The following is a 15,540-nucleotide window of genomic DNA, read 5'->3' as shown; positions in this document are numbered from 1 at the left end:
TCCTTACCTTTGTGCTCGACATCCACCCGGCCGTGTCTGCGGATGCCGACTCCTCGGCGCGCCTGCGACGCCGTTCGAGAGCGCGCCTCGCGGTCGTCACGCTGGGCCTCGCCGTCGTCCTGATGGGCGTGATCGTGGCGAGTCTCGCCGTCGGATCGCGGGCGGTCTCACCGGCTGACGTCGTCTCGGCACTGTTCTCGGATCGCACGGATGCCGTGGGCGTCATCGTGCACCAGCTGCGCCTGCCGCGCACGATCACCGCACTGTTCGCGGGTGCGTGCCTCGGTGTGGCCGGGGTGCTCATGCAGGCGCTCACCCGCAACCCGCTCGCCGACCCCGGACTTCTCGGGGTGAACGCGGGTGCCGCCCTCGGCGTCGTCGTCGCGATCTCCGTGTTCGGCATCGGTACCGCGAGCGGCTACGTCTGGTTCGCCTTCGCGGGGGCAGCCGGCGCGGCCGTGCTCGTCACCCTCGCCGCCCGACCCGGGCGACGCAGCGACACCGTCGGGCTCGTGCTCGCGGGGGTCGCCCTCAGCGCTTGTCTCGGCGCGCTCGTTCGCATCATCACGCTCGCCGACGACGACACGTTCGAGTCGTTCCGCTTCTGGGCGGTCGGGTCGTTCGAGCGACGCGATCCCGGCGTCGCCGCGCAGCTGCTGCCGTTCGCCGCCGTAGGGATCGTGCTGGCGATCGTCGTCGCGCGCGGCCTCGATCAGCTGCGTCTCGGTGACGACCTCGCCCGGGCTCTCGGCGTCTCCCCGCTCCCGGTGATCCTCGGCGCGGGTGCCGCGATCACCGTCCTCTGCGCCGCCGCCACCTCCGCGGCCGGCCCGCTCGCGTTCATCGGGTTGCTGGTCGCGCACCTCGTGCGCGGATCCGTGAGCGGTGGCCTTCGCGCCTCGCTCCCCCTTGCGGCGGTCGGCGGCGCCACCCTGACGCTCGCGAGCGACGTCGTCGGTCGCGTCATCGCGCTTCCCAGTGAGGTGGAGGCGGGGATCGTCGCCGCCTTCGTCGGCGCTCCCCTGCTGCTGTGGCTGATCCTGCGGAAGTCGACGTGACCGCGCTCGTGCGGCGCCGCTCCCGCCGCCCCGTCATCACCCTCTGCGTGACGCTGACCGTCGCCGTGGTGGCGGCGGTGGTCGGGCTGACGACCGGCTCGTTCCAGGCGTCGGTGGGAGACGTGGCATCCGCCCTCTCCGGCACAGGTGATGCGCGTACCTCGCTCGTCGTGCTGGGCCTGCGGGTTCCTCGGATCTCGGCCGCGCTCGCGATCGGCGCCGCTCTCGGGCTCGCCGGGGCGGTGTTCCAGACCCTTGCCCGCAATCCGCTCGCGAGCCCCGACATCGTCGGCTTCAGCGCCGGCTCGGCCACCGGGGCGTTGATCGGGCTGACCCTCATCGCGCCCACCGCGTCGCCAGCGGCCGGTGCGTGGATGGGCGGGCTGCTCACCGTCGTGGTCGTCATGATGATCGCCCGGCGGGTCGGGATCTCGCGCGAGAAGACGATCCTCGCGGGGATCGCGCTCAGCATGCTGCTCTCGGCCCTCAACGACTACCTGCTCACGCGGGCGCCCCTCGAGATCGCCCGCAACGCGACGCAATGGCTCTACGGCAGTCTCGTGGCCGCCTCGGCATCCGACGTCGCCCTGCTCCTCGGCTCGCTGATCGTGCTGTCGACGGTGCTGGTCCTCGTGCACCGCGACTTCCGCGCGCTCGAGCTCGGTGACGACACCGCCCGCTCGCTGGGTGTCCGTACGGGCCGCGCCAAGCTCGTGCTCGTCGTCGTGGCGGCGCTGCTGACCGGCACGGCCACCGCCGTCGCGGGACCGATCGGCTTCGTCGCCCTCGCCGCGCCCCAGTTAGCGAGGCGGGTGATGGGCACCAGCGGCATCCCCCTCGTCGGGTCGGCCGCCATCGGCGCGACGGTGCTGCTCATCGCCGACGTCGTGGCGCAGCGGGCGCTCGCTCCCCTGCAGATCCCGGTCGGGCTCGTCACGGGCGTGGTGGGCGGGGCGTACCTGTTCTGGATCGTGGCGCGCACGCGCCGGTGAACACGCGGGCCCGTTCGCGCCCGGTACGCTGGAGACATCAGGGCCTGTAGCTCAGTTGGCAGAGCATCGGACTTTTAATCCGCGGGTCGAGGGTTCGAGCCCCTCCGGGCCCACCACGTCAGCGTTACTCGAAATATCACCAAGAGCGATGTTCGGCATCGAATCAGCGGCCGCCTGGGTCGTCTCCCGCTCCGTCATGGCCAAGACAGACGCCGCTATGTTCATCAGCCTGATCTTCACGCACTCGATCCAGGTCCTCCACGCCCTCCACACCCTCGACGCGGCTCTCGCGACCATCCGTCAGATGTGATTTCGGAGCGGTCACAGATTAGTTGGAGAGCTCCAACGCCCCAGATTCGATCCGCGCCTGCCACGTGTCGAGGACGAACTCCGCGATCGTCACGGTCGCGTTCAGCGCCAGACGTGCGTGACGCGCAAGCGCCGCGCTGCGAGAGGACTGCCCATGGCCGATCCCCAGCTCGTTACGCAGCTCCGCCAGCGAGTTCACCGTCGGCGCAGCCACCCGCGCCGGGCTCGGCAAGCCGCCCGCCGCGGGCGAGTCTCGCGCACGCCTGCACATCTCCCTCGCGGCCGAAATCGCGACCCTCTCCGATGACTACCTGTTCGGTGAGGCGCCTCGCTTCGTCCTACCCGGCGAGCGGTCCGAGGACGGCAACAGCGAAGTCGACGCCGATGCGGAACGGGCGACGCATCTGCGGGAGGTCCGACCAGGGGGGGGACGTGGCGGGACGGGTCCTATGTGCCGTAGATCGCGCCGTCAGCCGACACCAACTCGCCGAGGATCGTGCGGCGGAACCGCAGACCCACGTGTTGCGGCTGCAGGCGGAGCTTCACCGTAGGAGGTCGCCCGCAGGGGTCTTTACCCTACGAATCTGCGCGATCAAGGCTTCCATGGGCTTCTCGGAAGACAATCAGCGCGACCTCGAACGCGACAAGCCAGGAGAGGAACGCGCTCAGTGACGTCGGCCGCTGTGAGAGCCTCATCCTCCGGCGCGGCACGGTCGATTCGCTAGAGCCCCAAAGTCCTCGGCCCCAGATCCAGTCGTCCGAGATGGGTTCTGACGCCATCTTCCGATCCCGCCCCAGCGGCCGACGAATTCGCTTATGACACGTATCTGGCCAGAGAGCCGCGGCCGCTAGGTTGCGGCCATACCGGGCATCACGCCAAGCCGCTCTATTGTGATCGCTGCTGACAGTAAGATTTTCCGCGCATTGCACGCCGACGCTCGGCTCCCAGCGCAGGCGACTAGGCACTATCGGTTAGCTTCGAACGCCCAGGTCGTGGAGTTAAAAAACGGCTCACCCGTTGATGCCTAGTCACTTTCTCGCCAAGATGTCGCGCCATACATCCCCAAGGAGGGGCCCTCCCGGGTGGGGCGCGCGGTCGTAGGCATCGGCGAGGGCTCTCGCTTGCTCCCAGGTTGCTTGGCGCTGTTCGGCGAACCGGGCAATCCCAGACGATCCGAAATTACCGATCGGTGCTCGGTCTTTGTCCGAAGCGGCAGCGTTTGGATTTTCTCTAGCAAGTTCCCCGACCCGATCGGTTCGGGATGCCAAGATCGAGAGCGCGGCTTCAGGCGCTTCATAGTTGCACGCGAGGCTGACGAGAACCGCCTCTTCACCAACCTCCATGATGGCTCTACACACCTCCATCGATAGCCCCGGCTCATCCGCCAGACGCCAAAGATCAGCTGAGGAGAGACGTTTTACATCATCCGCGTCGGTCATAAGCACTCTCCTCTCAGAACAAGCAACGGTATGCGGCGGGGTATGGGTCGTTGCACGCGCCCGTAATGCGGGACTTGAACTCATAAGAGCTGGTCGAGTTGTTCGGACCGATAAAATCCAGCTTGTAGTACATCTGAAAGTTGCGCCCCTGCGTTGACTGGTGGTTGCTGTTCCACTGGTTCTGGCCCGAAACATTCGCATTCCACCGCGCCGTGGTGCTTGAGATGTTCCTACCGCTCGACAGAACGACGGTCCGCAGGCGGACTGCTCCGAGCTTGCCTTCGCCGCCTTTGAGGAACTGCACATTGGTACGCGTGTTGTTCTTGCCCGGGTCTGTCACGACGCGCCAGTCGAGCCAGGAGTTTGCCCAGCAGGACCACCCATTGCATTCCCGGAGGTAGGCGCGATCGGATCGCTTCCAGGAGAACCGGTTGTTGATTGCCTCGCCCGCCACCCCTGCTGTGTCAATCGACATCTTCACGGCTGGTCCCGAGGCTGAGAACGAAGCGGGTGCCATCAACGCGACGTGGGTCGGGTCCGAAAACGCCTGGGGGCTGTCGTCGCCGGGGTCAACCCCGGCGTCCTCAGCCGCCACCGCAGCCGCATCGTCAAGCATCTCGCGGGCACTCTCGATCGGCACGTCGGTGAGCCCGAGTTCCTCGAGCTCAGGACTGGGGTCGTCGGCTTGCGCAGACAGGAACGCGGCGACGTCCTCGGAAGGATTGGATTCATTCAGCGACTTCAGAACCTCAGGGAAGGTGGCGTCCTCGACTGCGATGAAAGTTACGGTGGGAGAGTCGGTCGAATTGGGTTCATCGGGTGGGCTGGCCGTGAGGGGCACGATTGCGAGGAAAGCAGCGGATAGTAACGAAACGATGTATGTGAGCCCCACCAGAGTCCTTTCACGAGCGAGCTGAGTGACCTCTTTTGGGCAAACATATAGAAATCGCGCCCCCGGCCGATAGGTGCAAAGTCTGCGTTCTCCCCTGAGGGGGCCGATCGGACGGTTGGCGTACCGCCTATTTCGGCGTTCAATGTGCACAGCGGGTGCTGCAGTTCAGCTCTGGCACCCGCTCCGTAGCTTCGTTGCCGTATGCGGTCTTGGAGAGAACCAATCGAGTTCTCGGGCCGCACCCGTCAAGGAGGTGACTCGCCCATGAGCGAGTCCAACGCCACCACCCCGCCCGCCTCTGCTGCGTCCGCCAACGGACTCGACTACGGCCCGATCAAACCCCTCGGGGTCAGACTCAACGAGTCCACCCGCACGCAGCTGGACATCATCGCCCAGCTCAACGACCGGACCGTCACCGACGAAGTCCGCCCCGCTATCGAAGCCTGGATCGACAAGACCAGGGCCAATCCAGCCATTCAACGACGCGCGAAGGACGTCCGCGACGAGATCGAACGCGAGGCAGCAGGCAAACGCGATGCCATCGCCGCGATCGTTGACGCCACTCCGGCACCGAAGTCCTCGCGCACACCGCCGAAGCCTCAGGGCACCTGACGGCTCCAACTCAACGGGCGGCCGGCTCGAGCGACGTCCCACCAGGACGCGTCGTGCGATGGACTCCGAGCTGCCGAGCTAGATCAGCAACCAGCTCTCCCCGCTTGTAGCCCTCAACGAACGCCATCTTCTCCGCGTCAGTCAGTCGTCGAGCTCGGCGAGGTACGGGGCGGCTGTCCACTGCGGCCCGGCTTGGCTTCAGATGCGTCATCGGTCAGATGAAAGCCGTCCTTACTTGTGACCGCACGGACGCCCTCACCCTGAAATCTACGCAAGACATCAATGGGGGCCCCCTCATCTAACCTCGCGAGGGGTGCACTACCGAAGATCTCCGCCTCCACAAAACGGTGAACACACCACTCGACCGGGCGATCAGGAAAAAGCTCGCATAGAACCGAAACCTCGTAGTCGATGGAGTTATCGCTTCCGGGCAGAAGGTAAATCCACTCCCCGAAGTCACGTGAGGACTTAAGGAAGCCCCAATCGTCATCCTCCCCAGACCACAAGAGCTCCACGAGGCGTTGCAGAGCGTCTATAGGGAATGCTGCAAATCGACCAAAATGGCCAGGGCCGGCGGAAAGATCGAGATGTCTTTGGTACTCTACGCCCTGCTCTAGTGCGCTGAAGAAGGAGAGATTGGCGATCCGCTCCTCCTCGTCCGCTGGAGTGTGCACGACGTTCGCGAACATCGAATCGCCGAATTGTTCTCGCACCTCCTTACGCACCGCGCGGCTACGCGCGATTACCGCATTATCCGCCTCAACATAAAGGACCCGCACTGTCCGATTGCCCAAGTAGGCCCGTAGCATCAATGACGCCAACTGGTGAGACCGAGAAGAGAACTTTGGCCAAATGTCATCTACTAATTCCGACCCGACACGCGTGTCTAGCTCGCGCGTGATACGCAGGCCATGGGAACTTGCCGCCTTATAAACCGCCCGCGTTTTGCGATCGTCACGCAGACCATCCGGCTTGATGAGTAAAAGGCTCTTGTTCATCGTTTCCTCCATGGATATCGAACCGCAATACTACGAGAAACGGGGCGCCTAACGGCGCACCAGACCTCGCGTCGGCACCAAGGTTGCGCCCCGACTAGCCTTGGCAGCTTCGCTACCGATCCCCCAATCTATCGTCCGAAAACTTTGAGAGCACGCCCACCGTATCGGCGAATAGAACGCAAGGTTGAAATACTCGAAGCTGTTAGACAGAGAATAGTAGTCAAGACCGATGGCTCGAAGCGATATGGTCCCCCCGCGCACAATAGCGGTCATCGCCCCAAGCACACTATCGTCCCGTCGAAGAGAAAACGTGATGAGAGACGAATCAAGAAACTCGAGTACCTCTCAACAAGCCCCACCATATTGCGCTTACTCGAAATATCGCCCAAAGCGATGTTCAGGATTTCACGCGACGCCTGAGACATCGAAGCACCCTCGCCATCGGCGGGGGTGCGTTGCTTTTGGAACGCGTCATCTGCTGCGATGAGGGCGTCGAACGGCGGGTTGAACTCGGCGCCCATCACTTCGTCGGCTTGAACGGCGTCTCACCATCCAAGGGCATCGTCACGCTGTCGGCAGGGGCAGGTCGACCTCGCGCAGGACATAGTGGGCGGGGACAGTGAGGGTGTGGAAGTAGTGCACGAAGATCTCGCCTGCTTCTTCCGCGGTGAAGGCTTCATCTGGGTGCACCAATGCGCGGCCCGTGCCGTCGAGGAACTCGATGGTCATCGTGGGCTCGCCCCCCGCGCGGCCCCCCGTCCGACGGTATATAGCCGTTCCACGCCGTCCTGATCCAGGCGCCGCCACTCAACGGTCATGTCTTCCGCGGTTCCTGCCGCCTGAAGGAACACGCTAGGCAACGTCTCCCGCTTGACGTCCCAAATGCTTTGACCGTCCGGCAGCTTGGACAGCGCGAACGTGGAGCGACCCGGTTCCCCGACCAGAGATAGCATGCGGCGCAGGTTGTCCTCGTAGGACCGCGGGCTGTTGGGGAGGTTGGCAAACGAGGCACCGTTGACCTCGTAGACGAATGTGGGGTTGGCGCTGGTCATGGCACTCGCTTCAGATAGACGCTGGTGACGCTGATGGTCTCTCCGGGCGTTGTTTCCGTGAGCAGGAGCGAATTAGGCGCGCTCGGCGGCGAACGCCTCGAACCGGGGTCATGTCCGAGGTGCATCATGGCTCTAAGACGTCCATGAGGCCTCGGCGTGTGGAGCACCGCATCACTCGCATGGATGGGGCTATCGTGCGCCAGAACTCCTGAGGGAACGACCCAGAGCGTCCACGGGACGACTGCCCACTGTACTCCCCGTCGTGGCGCAACCACGCTCTAAACCGGGGGATACCGATCGCGGTCGAATGGAGAAGATAGTGGCGTCCCGCTCTGCGCTAACTTCTCGCGCTTGCGCCGCTCGTGGCGCAGGTAGAGCCACCACGGCAGCGCGTTGAGGGTGAAGAAGCCCGTGACGACGAGCTGCCATGCGGAGAATTCTCCCGACATCACCGCGATCACGATCATGGCGGAGCCGAGAACCACCCACACGATGGTCATCACCATGCAGGATCGCTCCCTCTTGCGCTCTCGCGTCTCGATCGGCATGCCGCCACTATGGCGTACTTCTGGCCCAGACCGTCCGCTGTCACCGGGTTCGCGGCCCGTCGTGGGAGAAGAGCGTGATCACTACCGTCAGCACCGGCGGAAGTGGCGGAGGTGCATTCATCCCCCCGCTCTGCGCCCACGACGCACCCGCTCGACGGTCTCGGCCGCCGCCACACCGGCGAGAAGAACCGCGGCCGCGATCGACAGCCCGAGCGCGTCGAGGACAGGCAGGAGAAGGGCCATCCCCGCGAGCACGGCCAGACCGACGAGGCCGAACAGCTGAGCACGCGGCCACCGCCTTTCGAGGGTGCGCCGGAACAGCACGGTGCCGGCGAGGAAGAGGAGGGGCCCGCCGACGATGACGATCGTCGCGGCGATACTTCGCTGGTCGGGATGCGAAAGCATTTCCTTGTCGCCCACACTCAGCAACACGATCCCGCCGATGATCGGAAGGTGCACCCAGGTGTAGGCCGTGCGAGCGAGTCGGCCAGGTTCGTCTGACGCCTCGATCGCCTCCGCGCCGACGCGCTCGCCGTGATCGAAGTAGATCCACCACGCCGCCGCGGCGGCGACGAACGCCGTCACCAGCGACGCCACCGAGGACGCGGACGATTCCTTCTCGACGAACGCGAGGCCGGTGACGAGCAATCCCTCGCCGACGGCGATGAGGACGAAGAGCGCCGTCCGTTCGGCGATGTGGGGACCGGACAGGTCCCACGACTGCAGCAGCACTTTTCCTCGACCAGGTATCGGATACCCCAGGATCGTGCCGAGCAGTTCGAGAGCGAGAGCCGCGGTCCACAACGGCAGTTGCCAGGCAGGCGGCAGCACGGCACCGACGATCCAGAGGGCGCCGCCGACGACGGTCCACCCGAGGATCAGAGCGAAATCGTGCGCCACCCGCCGGTCATGACGAAGGGTCGCCCACACGATGAATCCCGTGCGCCCGATCTGCAGGACGACGTACGCCACAGCGAACGCCCACGCTCGATCACCGAATGCCTCCGCGATCGAGACGCTCATCACGAGCGCGACGAAACCCAGAGCGACGACCGCTCCGCGCACGGGAAGCTTCACGGGATCGAGCCAATTGGTCACCCAGGTGGTCGACACCCACGCCCACCACAGTGCGCACACCATGATGACGCCCTCGAAAGCGCCGAGCGGAGTCTGGTTCTCGAAGAGGTAGGCGGACAACTGCGTCAGCGCGAGAACGAACATCAAGTCGAAGAACAGCTCGACGTACGTCACCCGGTCCGCGCGCGAGGAGTCCGTGGGGCGCAACACGTCGCGGGCCATCCCGAATGCCATGCCCCATCCTGACACCGACGCGTCGGACACCGACGGATCTCCGACGGTGGCGTCCGCGGGCTCGAGACCGCAATCCTCGCCGCCAGCGCGACCGAGCGCGGGCCACACCCCTCAGCGCAGCCGCGCCGCCGTCCACTCCCAGCTGACCGCGGCGCTCGCGATCGGGTCCATGCTCGCGCGGTCGACCTCGATGATCGTCCAGCCCGCCCACTCCTCGGGGAGGGCCGCCAGCACGGCATCCAGGTCGAGATCGCCGAGGCCGGGTTCGAGGAAGATCCCGGCATCCGTCGCCTCTCGGTACGGCGTGGGGGTCAGGCGCGAGCGCTCGGCGACCGACAGGTCGAGGTCTTTGAGATGCAGGTCGAGCACACGATCGGCGTGTCGGCGCACCATCGCGACCGGGTCGATTCCCGCCCACGCCAGGTGCCCGATGTCGAACGACGCCCCGAGCAGATCGGCGGGGATCGCCGCGAGGGTGCTTTCGATCTCGTGCTCGGTCTCGATCCACGTGCCGATGTGGTTGTGCAGACCGGCGCGAACACCCTCGGCCCGCAGCACCTCGGCGGAGCGACCGATCATGTCGATCACGCGGTCGAGGCGGCCCGCGTCGAAGGCCGCACCGACGGCGACGCTCACGTTGTTCCGCACCGCGGTGTCGCTCCACGACATCTCGGGGGCGAGGAAGACGGTGTCGAGGCCGAAGAAGTTCGACTCCTCGGCCTTGCGGCGCACGCCGTCGAACCAGCGCACCTCTTCGGCGCTGCCCGCCGCCAGCGCGACACCGTGATCCTCGGGCAGAGCGATGCTCGCGTATCCCGGCGCCAGGGCGAGCCCGGCGTCCGCGACCATGCGCGCGTAGTCCTGCAGGGTCTGCGTGTCGAGCACCTCCATCATCACCGCGGCGAAGCCTGCCTCGCGGATCGCGCGCAGGATGCCGGGGTAGTCGGCGCGGAACGCGGGATCCGCGAACAGCCACAGGTCGTCGCTGTCGGGGTCGCTCGGGTCGGCCTTGACGTTCGCCCACTGGATCGGGTTGAGCGCGATGCGGTCGGCACGGACGCTCATTCGGCACCGCCCCGGGCGTTGTAGACCAGGGCCCCGCCGGCATCCACCATCGCCCGATAATCGCGGAACACCGCGAGGGCCTCGTCGCGCAGCACGTCCTGCACGACCTCGATCCCGCGCGCCTCGAACTCCGCCGCCCAGTCGGCCGTCAGCGGCCCCTCGTCGAACGTCGTGATCTGCTCGAGCTCGGGTCCGTCGCCGGCCACGACGAGCGTCCGCACGCCCGACCACATCGTGGCCCCGTAGCACTGGATGCAGGGGCGCCAGTTGACGACCAGCTCGTGGCTCGGCATCCCCTCTCCCCCGAGATCCCACGACGCCAGCGCCGTCTGCGCGAGGCCCAGCGCGGTGACCTCGGCGTGACCGCTCGAGACGTTGCTGGCCAGCACGACGTTGACCCCCACCGAGACGATCCGCCCCGTGGCGGTCTCGGCGACGAGGGCGGCGAATGGTCCGCCGTTTCCCTCGCGGAAGTTCCGTGCGGCGAGGCGGTGCACGAGGCGCATGCGCTCGGTGCGGTCGGGGATGGCGTCGGGGACGTCGACGAGCTCGTCGTCGATCCACGCGGGCAGGTCGATGCGGTACGAGGTCGCGCGGGTGGCGAGGTGCATGGAGTCCTTCTCTCGGGGGGGGGGGGGGGGGGGAAGCGGGTGTCAGAGCGAAGCGGGCGCCGTGAGACGGCTGAGCGCGCGGGCGGCACGGACGGCCGTGATCGCGCCGGTGAGCGTGGCATTGGCCACGACGGGGGTGGGGATGACCCCGTTCCCGGCGACGAAAAGGTTCTGCCAGCCCCACACGCGCCCCTCGGGGTCGCAGACGCTCGCGCCGTCGTCGGTCTCACCCGAGCGGACGGTACCGGTCAGGTGCAGCGACGACCCCGGCTCGAGCAGGGCAGACTCCGTGGCGGGGTCGAAGGGGCCGAGCTTCTCGGCGATGCGCTGCAGCTGCGCCCGCGCGCCGTCGATGTGGGCGAGATCGCGTTCGGAGTACGAGAAGTCGAACGCGACCCGCGGCATGCCGAACACGTCGACCTCGGTCTCCGAGAACGTCAGCCGGTTCTCGGGCCGCGACTCCACGGGCGTGTACAGCGAGACGCCCACGGAGTAGGCGAGGGGTTCGCCCGCGGCATCCGCGTAGGTGGTGTTCATGATCTGGCCGTGCAGCGGCTGGTCTGCTCCGTTGTGCGGCAGCCAGAGCGAGTCGGTGCAGAATTCCCCTCGCTGCAGCGGCGGCAGATCGGCCAGCTCGAGCCCGAACGCGTCGAGGTCCAGGAGCACGCGACCGGTCAGGAAGGCGTGCTCGTTGAGGTAGCGGCCCAGGGCATCGGGGCGGATGCCGGAGGCGAAGAGCAACTGCGGGGTGCGCACGGCGTCGGCGCAGACGATGACGGCGTGGGCGAAGAGGTCGCTCTCGACGCCGGTGGCGACGTCGCGCACGCGCGCGCCCAGGACGCGTCGGGAGTCGTCGTCGACGAGCAGGCGCGTCGCCAGGCTCCCGGTCATCAGCGAGAAGTCCGCGTCGTCCTCCCCGCCGATCGGCGGGAAGATCGTCGCCGGCCCGGTACGCGCGAGCGATCCGTTCGCCGCACGGTGCACGGCCATCGGCATCGGCTGCGGGCGTCGGTCGGCGGATCCGCCCCCCGCGAAGAGACCGCGCAGCACGTCGAGCACGATCGCCCCGGGCGCCGTCGGCGGGAACGCGACGGGGGTGACCCCCAGCGCCTCGCGCGCGGTCGCGAGATCCGCCGCCCACGCGTCGTCCCCTTCCCCGGCGAACGTCTCGAACCCGGAGGGCCAGGGAGTCGCCGCCGTCCAGTGGATGCCCATTCCCCCGGCGTTCCATGCGAGGGCGCTCGCGGGCATGTCGTCGGCGTCCTCGCCGAGCGCCAGGGCGTGGAACATCCCGGGCGTCAGGTCCGCGGCATCCGGAGCCACCTCGCGCACGACCTCCGCGCCGGTGTACATGCCTTGGATGCCGGAGGACACCCGCTCGTTGTAGCGGTCCCACAGGTCGGGATCGGCGACGTCGTGGAGGTGCAGGCCCGGGGTGTCGCCGATGGGACTGCCGCCGTCGATCATGACGATGCGCGCTCCGGCGTCGTGCTGCCGCAGCAGACGGGCGACGATGGCGCCCATGATGCCGCTGCCCACGATGAGGACGTCGGGGTGGCTGGTGGGGGTCATGCGTTCTGCTCCTGGGGGGTGCGGGGTGCGGCGGACGACGTCTGATGGTCGGATGCCGAAGGAAGGACGGGGCCGAAGAGTTCGGTGTCCATGCGGTCGAGCACGAAGCGCAGGGCACCGATCAGCGGACCGTCGGGGCCGATGGTGCTCGCGCGCAGTTCGATGTCGGGGGCGCGTGCCTCGGCGAGCGCGGCGCGCAGGCGCGGCAGCAGCAGGTCGGCACCGGCCTCGAGGCCCCCGCCGAGCACGATCAGAGAGGGGGCGATCGTCCACGACAGGGTCGTGAGGATCGCGGCGACGTGCTGCACGAAGGCGTCGACCTCGGCGACCGCATCGTCGGCGCCCGCGCGCGCCCGGTCGAGCACGTCGGCCGCGAGGAGGCGTTCCTCGTCGTGGGGGGAGGTGAGGTAGCCGATCGGCCGGTCGGCGAACGACTGGGCGTCGAGCTGCTCGGCCTCGACGATCTCGCCCGCCGCCCCGCGGAAGCCGCGGTGCACGGCGCCGCGGATGAGCGTGCCGAGACCGGTGCGGTTGCCGAGGATCGCCCACACGATGTCGCGGTGATCGCGCGCGGCTCCCCGCCACTGCTCCGCCAGGGCGCCGAGGTTGGCGTCGTTGTCGGCGAACCACGCCACCGGCACGCGGCGGGCGAGCTCGGCGGGAAGGTCGACGCCCACCCACGGTTCGGCGTGCACGAGGCGGCGGATCACGCCGCTCTCGTCGATGGCTCCACCGGCGGCGATCGCTCCGGCGCGCAGCCGGTCGGCGGGAACCCCGGCGTCGGCGAGCGCATCGTGGACGAGGCGTGCGGTGAGGTCGAGGCTCTTCGCGGGGTCGAGGTAGTCGGTGAGGGCGTCGTGCGCACGGCCGAGGATGCGGCCGCGGGCGTCGGCGATCACGGCGGTCGCAGCGAGCGTGGTCACGCGCACCGCGACCAGCACCGAGTGCTCGGCCCGCAGTTCGAACCGTCGCGGCGGCCGGCCCGCGCCTCCGCTGGTCGGAACGCGCTCGAGCTCGACGACCCACCCCGCCGAGACGAGGTCGTCGAGGATCAGCTCGATCGTGCGACGCGAGAGGCCCGTCACCTCGGCGAGGGCCGACATCGACACGGGGTCCGACTCGATGGCCAACGCGCGCAGCGTCACCGAGGTGTTCAGCCGGCGCAGCGCACTCGGGTCGACGCCGCGCATCGGCATGCGCCGCGTCGGACGGCCCGCGGCGGCGGGGAGGCGGCCGCTCACCGGATGCCCGTCGCGGCGATGCCCTGCACGAAGTAGCGCTGCAGGAAGAGGAACAGCACCAGCACCGGCAGCATGACCACGAGCGCACCAGCCAGGCTGAGCCCGTAGTCGGTGAGGTTCGCGGCCGCCTTGTTGGTGGCTGCCAGCCCCACCGGCAGCGTGTAGGTGCGCGTGCTCTGGGCGACGATGAGCGGCCAGATGAAGTTGTTCCACGAATTGAGGAAGGACATGATCGTGATCGTGGCGACCGCGGGCCCCGCAAGCGGGAGGAACACGCGGAAGAACGTGCGGAATTCGCCCGCCCCGTCGAGCCGGGCGGCCTCGAGCAGCTCATCGGGCACCGACGAGGCGTACTGGCGCATGATGAAGATCGACAGGGGCAGGGTGATGCTCGGCCCCGCGATGCCGGCCAGCGTGTCGATCAGACCGAGGTTCACGGTGACGACGAACTGCGGCACGAACACCGCGGTGTAGGGCACCATGAGCGCCGCCAGCACCGCACCGAACGCGAGCTTCTTGCCGCGGAAGTCGAACTTCGACAGGGCGTAGCCCGCGAGCGAGGCGGTGACGATGTTGCCCACCACGACGATCGCCGCGACCACCAGGCTGTTCACGAGGTAGACCGCGAACCCCTCGCCGGTGAACAGGCGTACGAAGTTGTCGAGCGTCGGAGCACTGGGCAGCCATGCGCCGGGGTCGGAGCGGATCTCGTCGAGCGAGCGCAACGATCCGCTGACGACCCACGCGAACGGCAGCAGCGTCAGCACCGCGGCGAGCGCGAGGGCGCCGTACAGGGCGATCGCGGGGAGGCGGCGCGGGGCGCGGCGCGGCGACTCGGGCGTCGCGGGCACGGGAGCGGTGCCGGACTCCGCCGACGGCGCGAGCGAGGAGCGTTCGGGGGTGCGCAGGAGTGTCATGTGCGGGGCCTCAGCAGACGGAATTGCACGACGCTGACGATCGCGACGAGCAGCAGGATGATGACGGAGGCGGCCGACGAGGTGCCGAAGTTGCCGAACCCGAACTGGTTGAACGTGTACAGCGCGAGCGACTCGGTCGATCCGAGCGGTCCGCCGTTTGTGAGCAGATACGGCTCGTCGAACACCTGCAGGTAGAAGACGGTCAGCAGCACCGACACGAGCAGGATGGTCGGCATGAGCAGCGGCACGGTGATCAGGCGCAGTCGCCGCCACCCGTTCGCCCCGTCGAGCGCGGCCGCCTCGTGCACGTCTTCGGGCACGGCCTGAAGACCCGCGAGGAACAGGATCATCGCGGTGCCGAAGTTGCGCCAGACACCCAGCAGGATCACGACCGGCATGGCGAGGTTCGGGTCGTCGAGCCAGTTGGGTCCGGCGAAGCCGATCGCCGCGAGCACCTCGTTCACGGTGCCGTTGGCGTTGAAGGCGTACTGCCAGATGAGCGCGACGGCGACGATGTTCGTCACGACCGGCGCGAAGAAGACGGCGCGGAAGGTTCCCCGCAGGTGCCGGATGCCGGTGTTCAGGGCGAGCGCGAGCACGAAGCCCACGGCCATGGTGAGCGGGACTCCCACGGCCACGAAGAGCACGGTGTTGCCGATGTCGCGGACGAAGCGCTCGTCGGCGAAGAGGCGGAGGTAGTTGTCGAAGAAGACGAGGTTGACCGAGAACGGGTCGCGAAGGTCGCGGCCGTGCATGTCGGTCAGGCTGAAGGCCAGGGCGGAGATGGCGGGGATCGCGGTGAACAGCACGAACAGCACCGCGAAGGGAGCGAGGAAGAGCCAGGCGGCGCCGGTCTGGCGCCGCCCCCGGGGCCGCCGCGTCGCGCGCGGCGTCCCCAGGGTCGACGACGAGGTCATGGGCG

18 protein-coding genes and 1 tRNA gene are annotated in these 15,540 nt (G+C 67.7%); 4 read left to right on the top strand and 15 right to left on the bottom strand.

Annotated features, from left to right (window positions below):
* Positions 1–11: 11 nt before the first annotated feature.
* From ABXS86_RS15655 to ABXS86_RS15645, 3 genes are all read left to right on the top strand, one after another.
* The gene (locus ABXS86_RS15655) at positions 12–1,058 is read left to right on the top strand and encodes a FecCD family ABC transporter permease (protein WP_353665071.1); all 1,047 of its coding nucleotides are present in this window, start codon (positions 12–14) and stop codon (positions 1,056–1,058) included.
* The gene (locus ABXS86_RS15650; protein WP_353665070.1) at positions 1,031–2,050 is read left to right on the top strand and encodes a FecCD family ABC transporter permease; all 1,020 of its coding nucleotides are present in this window, start codon (positions 1,031–1,033) and stop codon (positions 2,048–2,050) included. The genes ABXS86_RS15655 and ABXS86_RS15650 overlap by 28 nt, the downstream gene beginning before the upstream one ends.
* A gap of 40 nt (positions 2,051–2,090) precedes the next feature.
* A tRNA-Lys gene (locus ABXS86_RS15645) sits at positions 2,091–2,166 on the top strand.
* 212 nt (positions 2,167–2,378) lie between these two features.
* Here the strand turns inward: ABXS86_RS15645 and ABXS86_RS15640 are convergent.
* The 3 genes from ABXS86_RS15640 to ABXS86_RS15630 form a co-directional block, all read right to left on the bottom strand.
* Positions 2,379–2,573: an abortive infection family protein gene (locus ABXS86_RS15640; protein WP_307213023.1), complete on the bottom strand. Its 195-nt coding sequence runs from the start codon at positions 2,571–2,573 to the stop codon at positions 2,379–2,381.
* 815 nt (positions 2,574–3,388) lie between these two features.
* Positions 3,389–3,799, bottom strand: a complete 411-nt coding sequence (locus ABXS86_RS15635) for a hypothetical protein (RefSeq protein ID WP_307213025.1) — start codon at positions 3,797–3,799, stop codon at positions 3,389–3,391.
* Between the two features lie 13 nt (positions 3,800–3,812).
* The gene (locus ABXS86_RS15630; protein ID WP_353665069.1) at positions 3,813–4,640 is read right to left on the bottom strand and encodes a hypothetical protein; all 828 of its coding nucleotides are present in this window, start codon (positions 4,638–4,640) and stop codon (positions 3,813–3,815) included.
* A gap of 315 nt (positions 4,641–4,955) precedes the next feature.
* Between ABXS86_RS15630 and ABXS86_RS15625 the strand changes: the two genes are divergently transcribed.
* Positions 4,956–5,303 carry a hypothetical protein gene (locus ABXS86_RS15625; protein ID WP_353665068.1) on the top strand — a complete coding sequence of 116 codons (348 nt, stop codon included), beginning with the start codon at positions 4,956–4,958 and terminating at the stop codon, positions 5,301–5,303.
* A gap of 137 nt (positions 5,304–5,440) precedes the next feature.
* On the opposite strand, the gene ABXS86_RS15620 is transcribed toward ABXS86_RS15625, so the two are convergent.
* The 12 genes from ABXS86_RS15620 to ABXS86_RS15565 form a co-directional block, all read right to left on the bottom strand.
* On the bottom strand, positions 5,441–6,301 hold the full coding sequence (locus tag ABXS86_RS15620) for a hypothetical protein (RefSeq protein ID WP_353665067.1): 861 nt from the start codon (positions 6,299–6,301) through the stop codon (positions 5,441–5,443).
* A 269-nt stretch (positions 6,302–6,570) separates the two neighbouring features.
* On the bottom strand, positions 6,571–6,822 hold the full coding sequence (locus ABXS86_RS15615; RefSeq protein WP_307213032.1) for a hypothetical protein: 252 nt from the start codon (positions 6,820–6,822) through the stop codon (positions 6,571–6,573).
* 43 nt (positions 6,823–6,865) lie between these two features.
* A complete protein-coding gene (locus ABXS86_RS15610; RefSeq protein ID WP_353665066.1) occupies positions 6,866–7,030 on the bottom strand; it encodes a hypothetical protein in 165 nt (54 codons plus the stop codon).
* Entirely contained in the window at positions 7,027–7,353 is a 327-nt protein-coding gene (locus ABXS86_RS15605) for a hypothetical protein (protein ID WP_353665065.1), read from the bottom strand. The genes ABXS86_RS15610 and ABXS86_RS15605 overlap by 4 nt, the downstream gene beginning before the upstream one ends.
* A 278-nt stretch (positions 7,354–7,631) precedes the next feature.
* A complete protein-coding gene (locus ABXS86_RS15600) occupies positions 7,632–7,901 on the bottom strand; it encodes a hypothetical protein (RefSeq protein ID WP_353665064.1) in 270 nt (89 codons plus the stop codon).
* A 117-nt stretch (positions 7,902–8,018) separates the two neighbouring features.
* Complete coding sequence (locus ABXS86_RS15595; protein WP_353665063.1) at positions 8,019–9,212, bottom strand: low temperature requirement protein A; 1,194 nt, start codon at positions 9,210–9,212, stop codon at positions 8,019–8,021.
* Between the two features lie 111 nt (positions 9,213–9,323).
* On the bottom strand, positions 9,324–10,277 hold the full coding sequence (locus ABXS86_RS15590; RefSeq protein WP_353665062.1) for a sugar phosphate isomerase/epimerase family protein: 954 nt from the start codon (positions 10,275–10,277) through the stop codon (positions 9,324–9,326).
* Positions 10,274–10,888, bottom strand: a complete 615-nt coding sequence (locus ABXS86_RS15585; RefSeq protein ID WP_307213040.1) for a nucleoside deaminase — start codon at positions 10,886–10,888, stop codon at positions 10,274–10,276. Before ABXS86_RS15585 ends, ABXS86_RS15590 begins: the two co-directional genes overlap by 4 nt.
* 42 nt (positions 10,889–10,930) lie before the next feature.
* Entirely contained in the window at positions 10,931–12,460 is a 1,530-nt protein-coding gene (locus ABXS86_RS15580) for a GMC oxidoreductase (protein WP_353665061.1), read from the bottom strand.
* Positions 12,457–13,701 (bottom strand): ROK family protein, encoded by a 1,245-nt coding sequence (locus tag ABXS86_RS15575; RefSeq protein ID WP_353665060.1) that lies wholly within the window; start codon positions 13,699–13,701, stop codon positions 12,457–12,459. The genes ABXS86_RS15580 and ABXS86_RS15575 overlap by 4 nt, the downstream gene beginning before the upstream one ends.
* The gene (locus ABXS86_RS15570; protein ID WP_353665059.1) at positions 13,698–14,618 is read right to left on the bottom strand and encodes a carbohydrate ABC transporter permease; all 921 of its coding nucleotides are present in this window, start codon (positions 14,616–14,618) and stop codon (positions 13,698–13,700) included. Before ABXS86_RS15570 ends, ABXS86_RS15575 begins: the two co-directional genes overlap by 4 nt.
* A complete protein-coding gene (locus ABXS86_RS15565; RefSeq protein WP_353665058.1) occupies positions 14,615–15,535 on the bottom strand; it encodes a carbohydrate ABC transporter permease in 921 nt (306 codons plus the stop codon). Before ABXS86_RS15565 ends, ABXS86_RS15570 begins: the two co-directional genes overlap by 4 nt.
* Positions 15,536–15,540: the final 5 nt, after the last annotated feature.

The organism is Microbacterium sp. che218 (assembly GCF_040436305.1).
GTDB classification, from domain to species: domain Bacteria; phylum Actinomycetota; class Actinomycetes; order Actinomycetales; family Microbacteriaceae; genus Microbacterium; species Microbacterium algihabitans.
Note: the sequence above shows the minus strand (reverse complement) of the source record. Positions and strands in the feature narration are given on the sequence as shown.

What these genes read in the sequence shown, in the direction of transcription:
- ABXS86_RS15620 (WP_353665067.1), bottom strand. Translation starts at nt 6,301, where the DNA reads ATGAACAAGAGCCTTTTACTCATCAAGCCGGATGGTCTGCGTGACGAT.
- ABXS86_RS15600 (WP_353665064.1), bottom strand. Translation starts at nt 7,901, where the DNA reads ATGCCGATCGAGACGCGAGAGCGCAAGAGGGAGCGATCCTGCATGGTG.
- ABXS86_RS15610 (WP_353665066.1), bottom strand. Translation starts at nt 7,030, where the DNA reads ATGACCATCGAGTTCCTCGACGGCACGGGCCGCGCATTGGTGCACCCA.
- ABXS86_RS15605 (WP_353665065.1), bottom strand. Translation starts at nt 7,353, where the DNA reads ATGACCAGCGCCAACCCCACATTCGTCTACGAGGTCAACGGTGCCTCG.
- ABXS86_RS15580 (WP_353665061.1), bottom strand. Translation starts at nt 12,460, where the DNA reads ATGACCCCCACCAGCCACCCCGACGTCCTCATCGTGGGCAGCGGCATC.
- ABXS86_RS15635 (WP_307213025.1), bottom strand. Translation starts at nt 3,799, where the DNA reads ATGACCGACGCGGATGATGTAAAACGTCTCTCCTCAGCTGATCTTTGG.
- ABXS86_RS15590 (WP_353665062.1), bottom strand. Translation starts at nt 10,277, where the DNA reads ATGAGCGTCCGTGCCGACCGCATCGCGCTCAACCCGATCCAGTGGGCG.
- ABXS86_RS15565 (WP_353665058.1), bottom strand. Translation starts at nt 15,535, where the DNA reads ATGACCTCGTCGTCGACCCTGGGGACGCCGCGCGCGACGCGGCGGCCC.
- ABXS86_RS15625 (WP_353665068.1), top strand. Translation starts at nt 4,956, where the DNA reads ATGAGCGAGTCCAACGCCACCACCCCGCCCGCCTCTGCTGCGTCCGCC.
- ABXS86_RS15570 (WP_353665059.1), bottom strand. Translation starts at nt 14,618, where the DNA reads ATGACACTCCTGCGCACCCCCGAACGCTCCTCGCTCGCGCCGTCGGCG.
- ABXS86_RS15585 (WP_307213040.1), bottom strand. Translation starts at nt 10,888, where the DNA reads ATGCACCTCGCCACCCGCGCGACCTCGTACCGCATCGACCTGCCCGCG.
- ABXS86_RS15615 (WP_307213032.1), bottom strand. Translation starts at nt 6,822, where the DNA reads ATGGGCGCCGAGTTCAACCCGCCGTTCGACGCCCTCATCGCAGCAGAT.
- ABXS86_RS15595 (WP_353665063.1), bottom strand. Translation starts at nt 9,212, where the DNA reads ATGGCATTCGGGATGGCCCGCGACGTGTTGCGCCCCACGGACTCCTCG.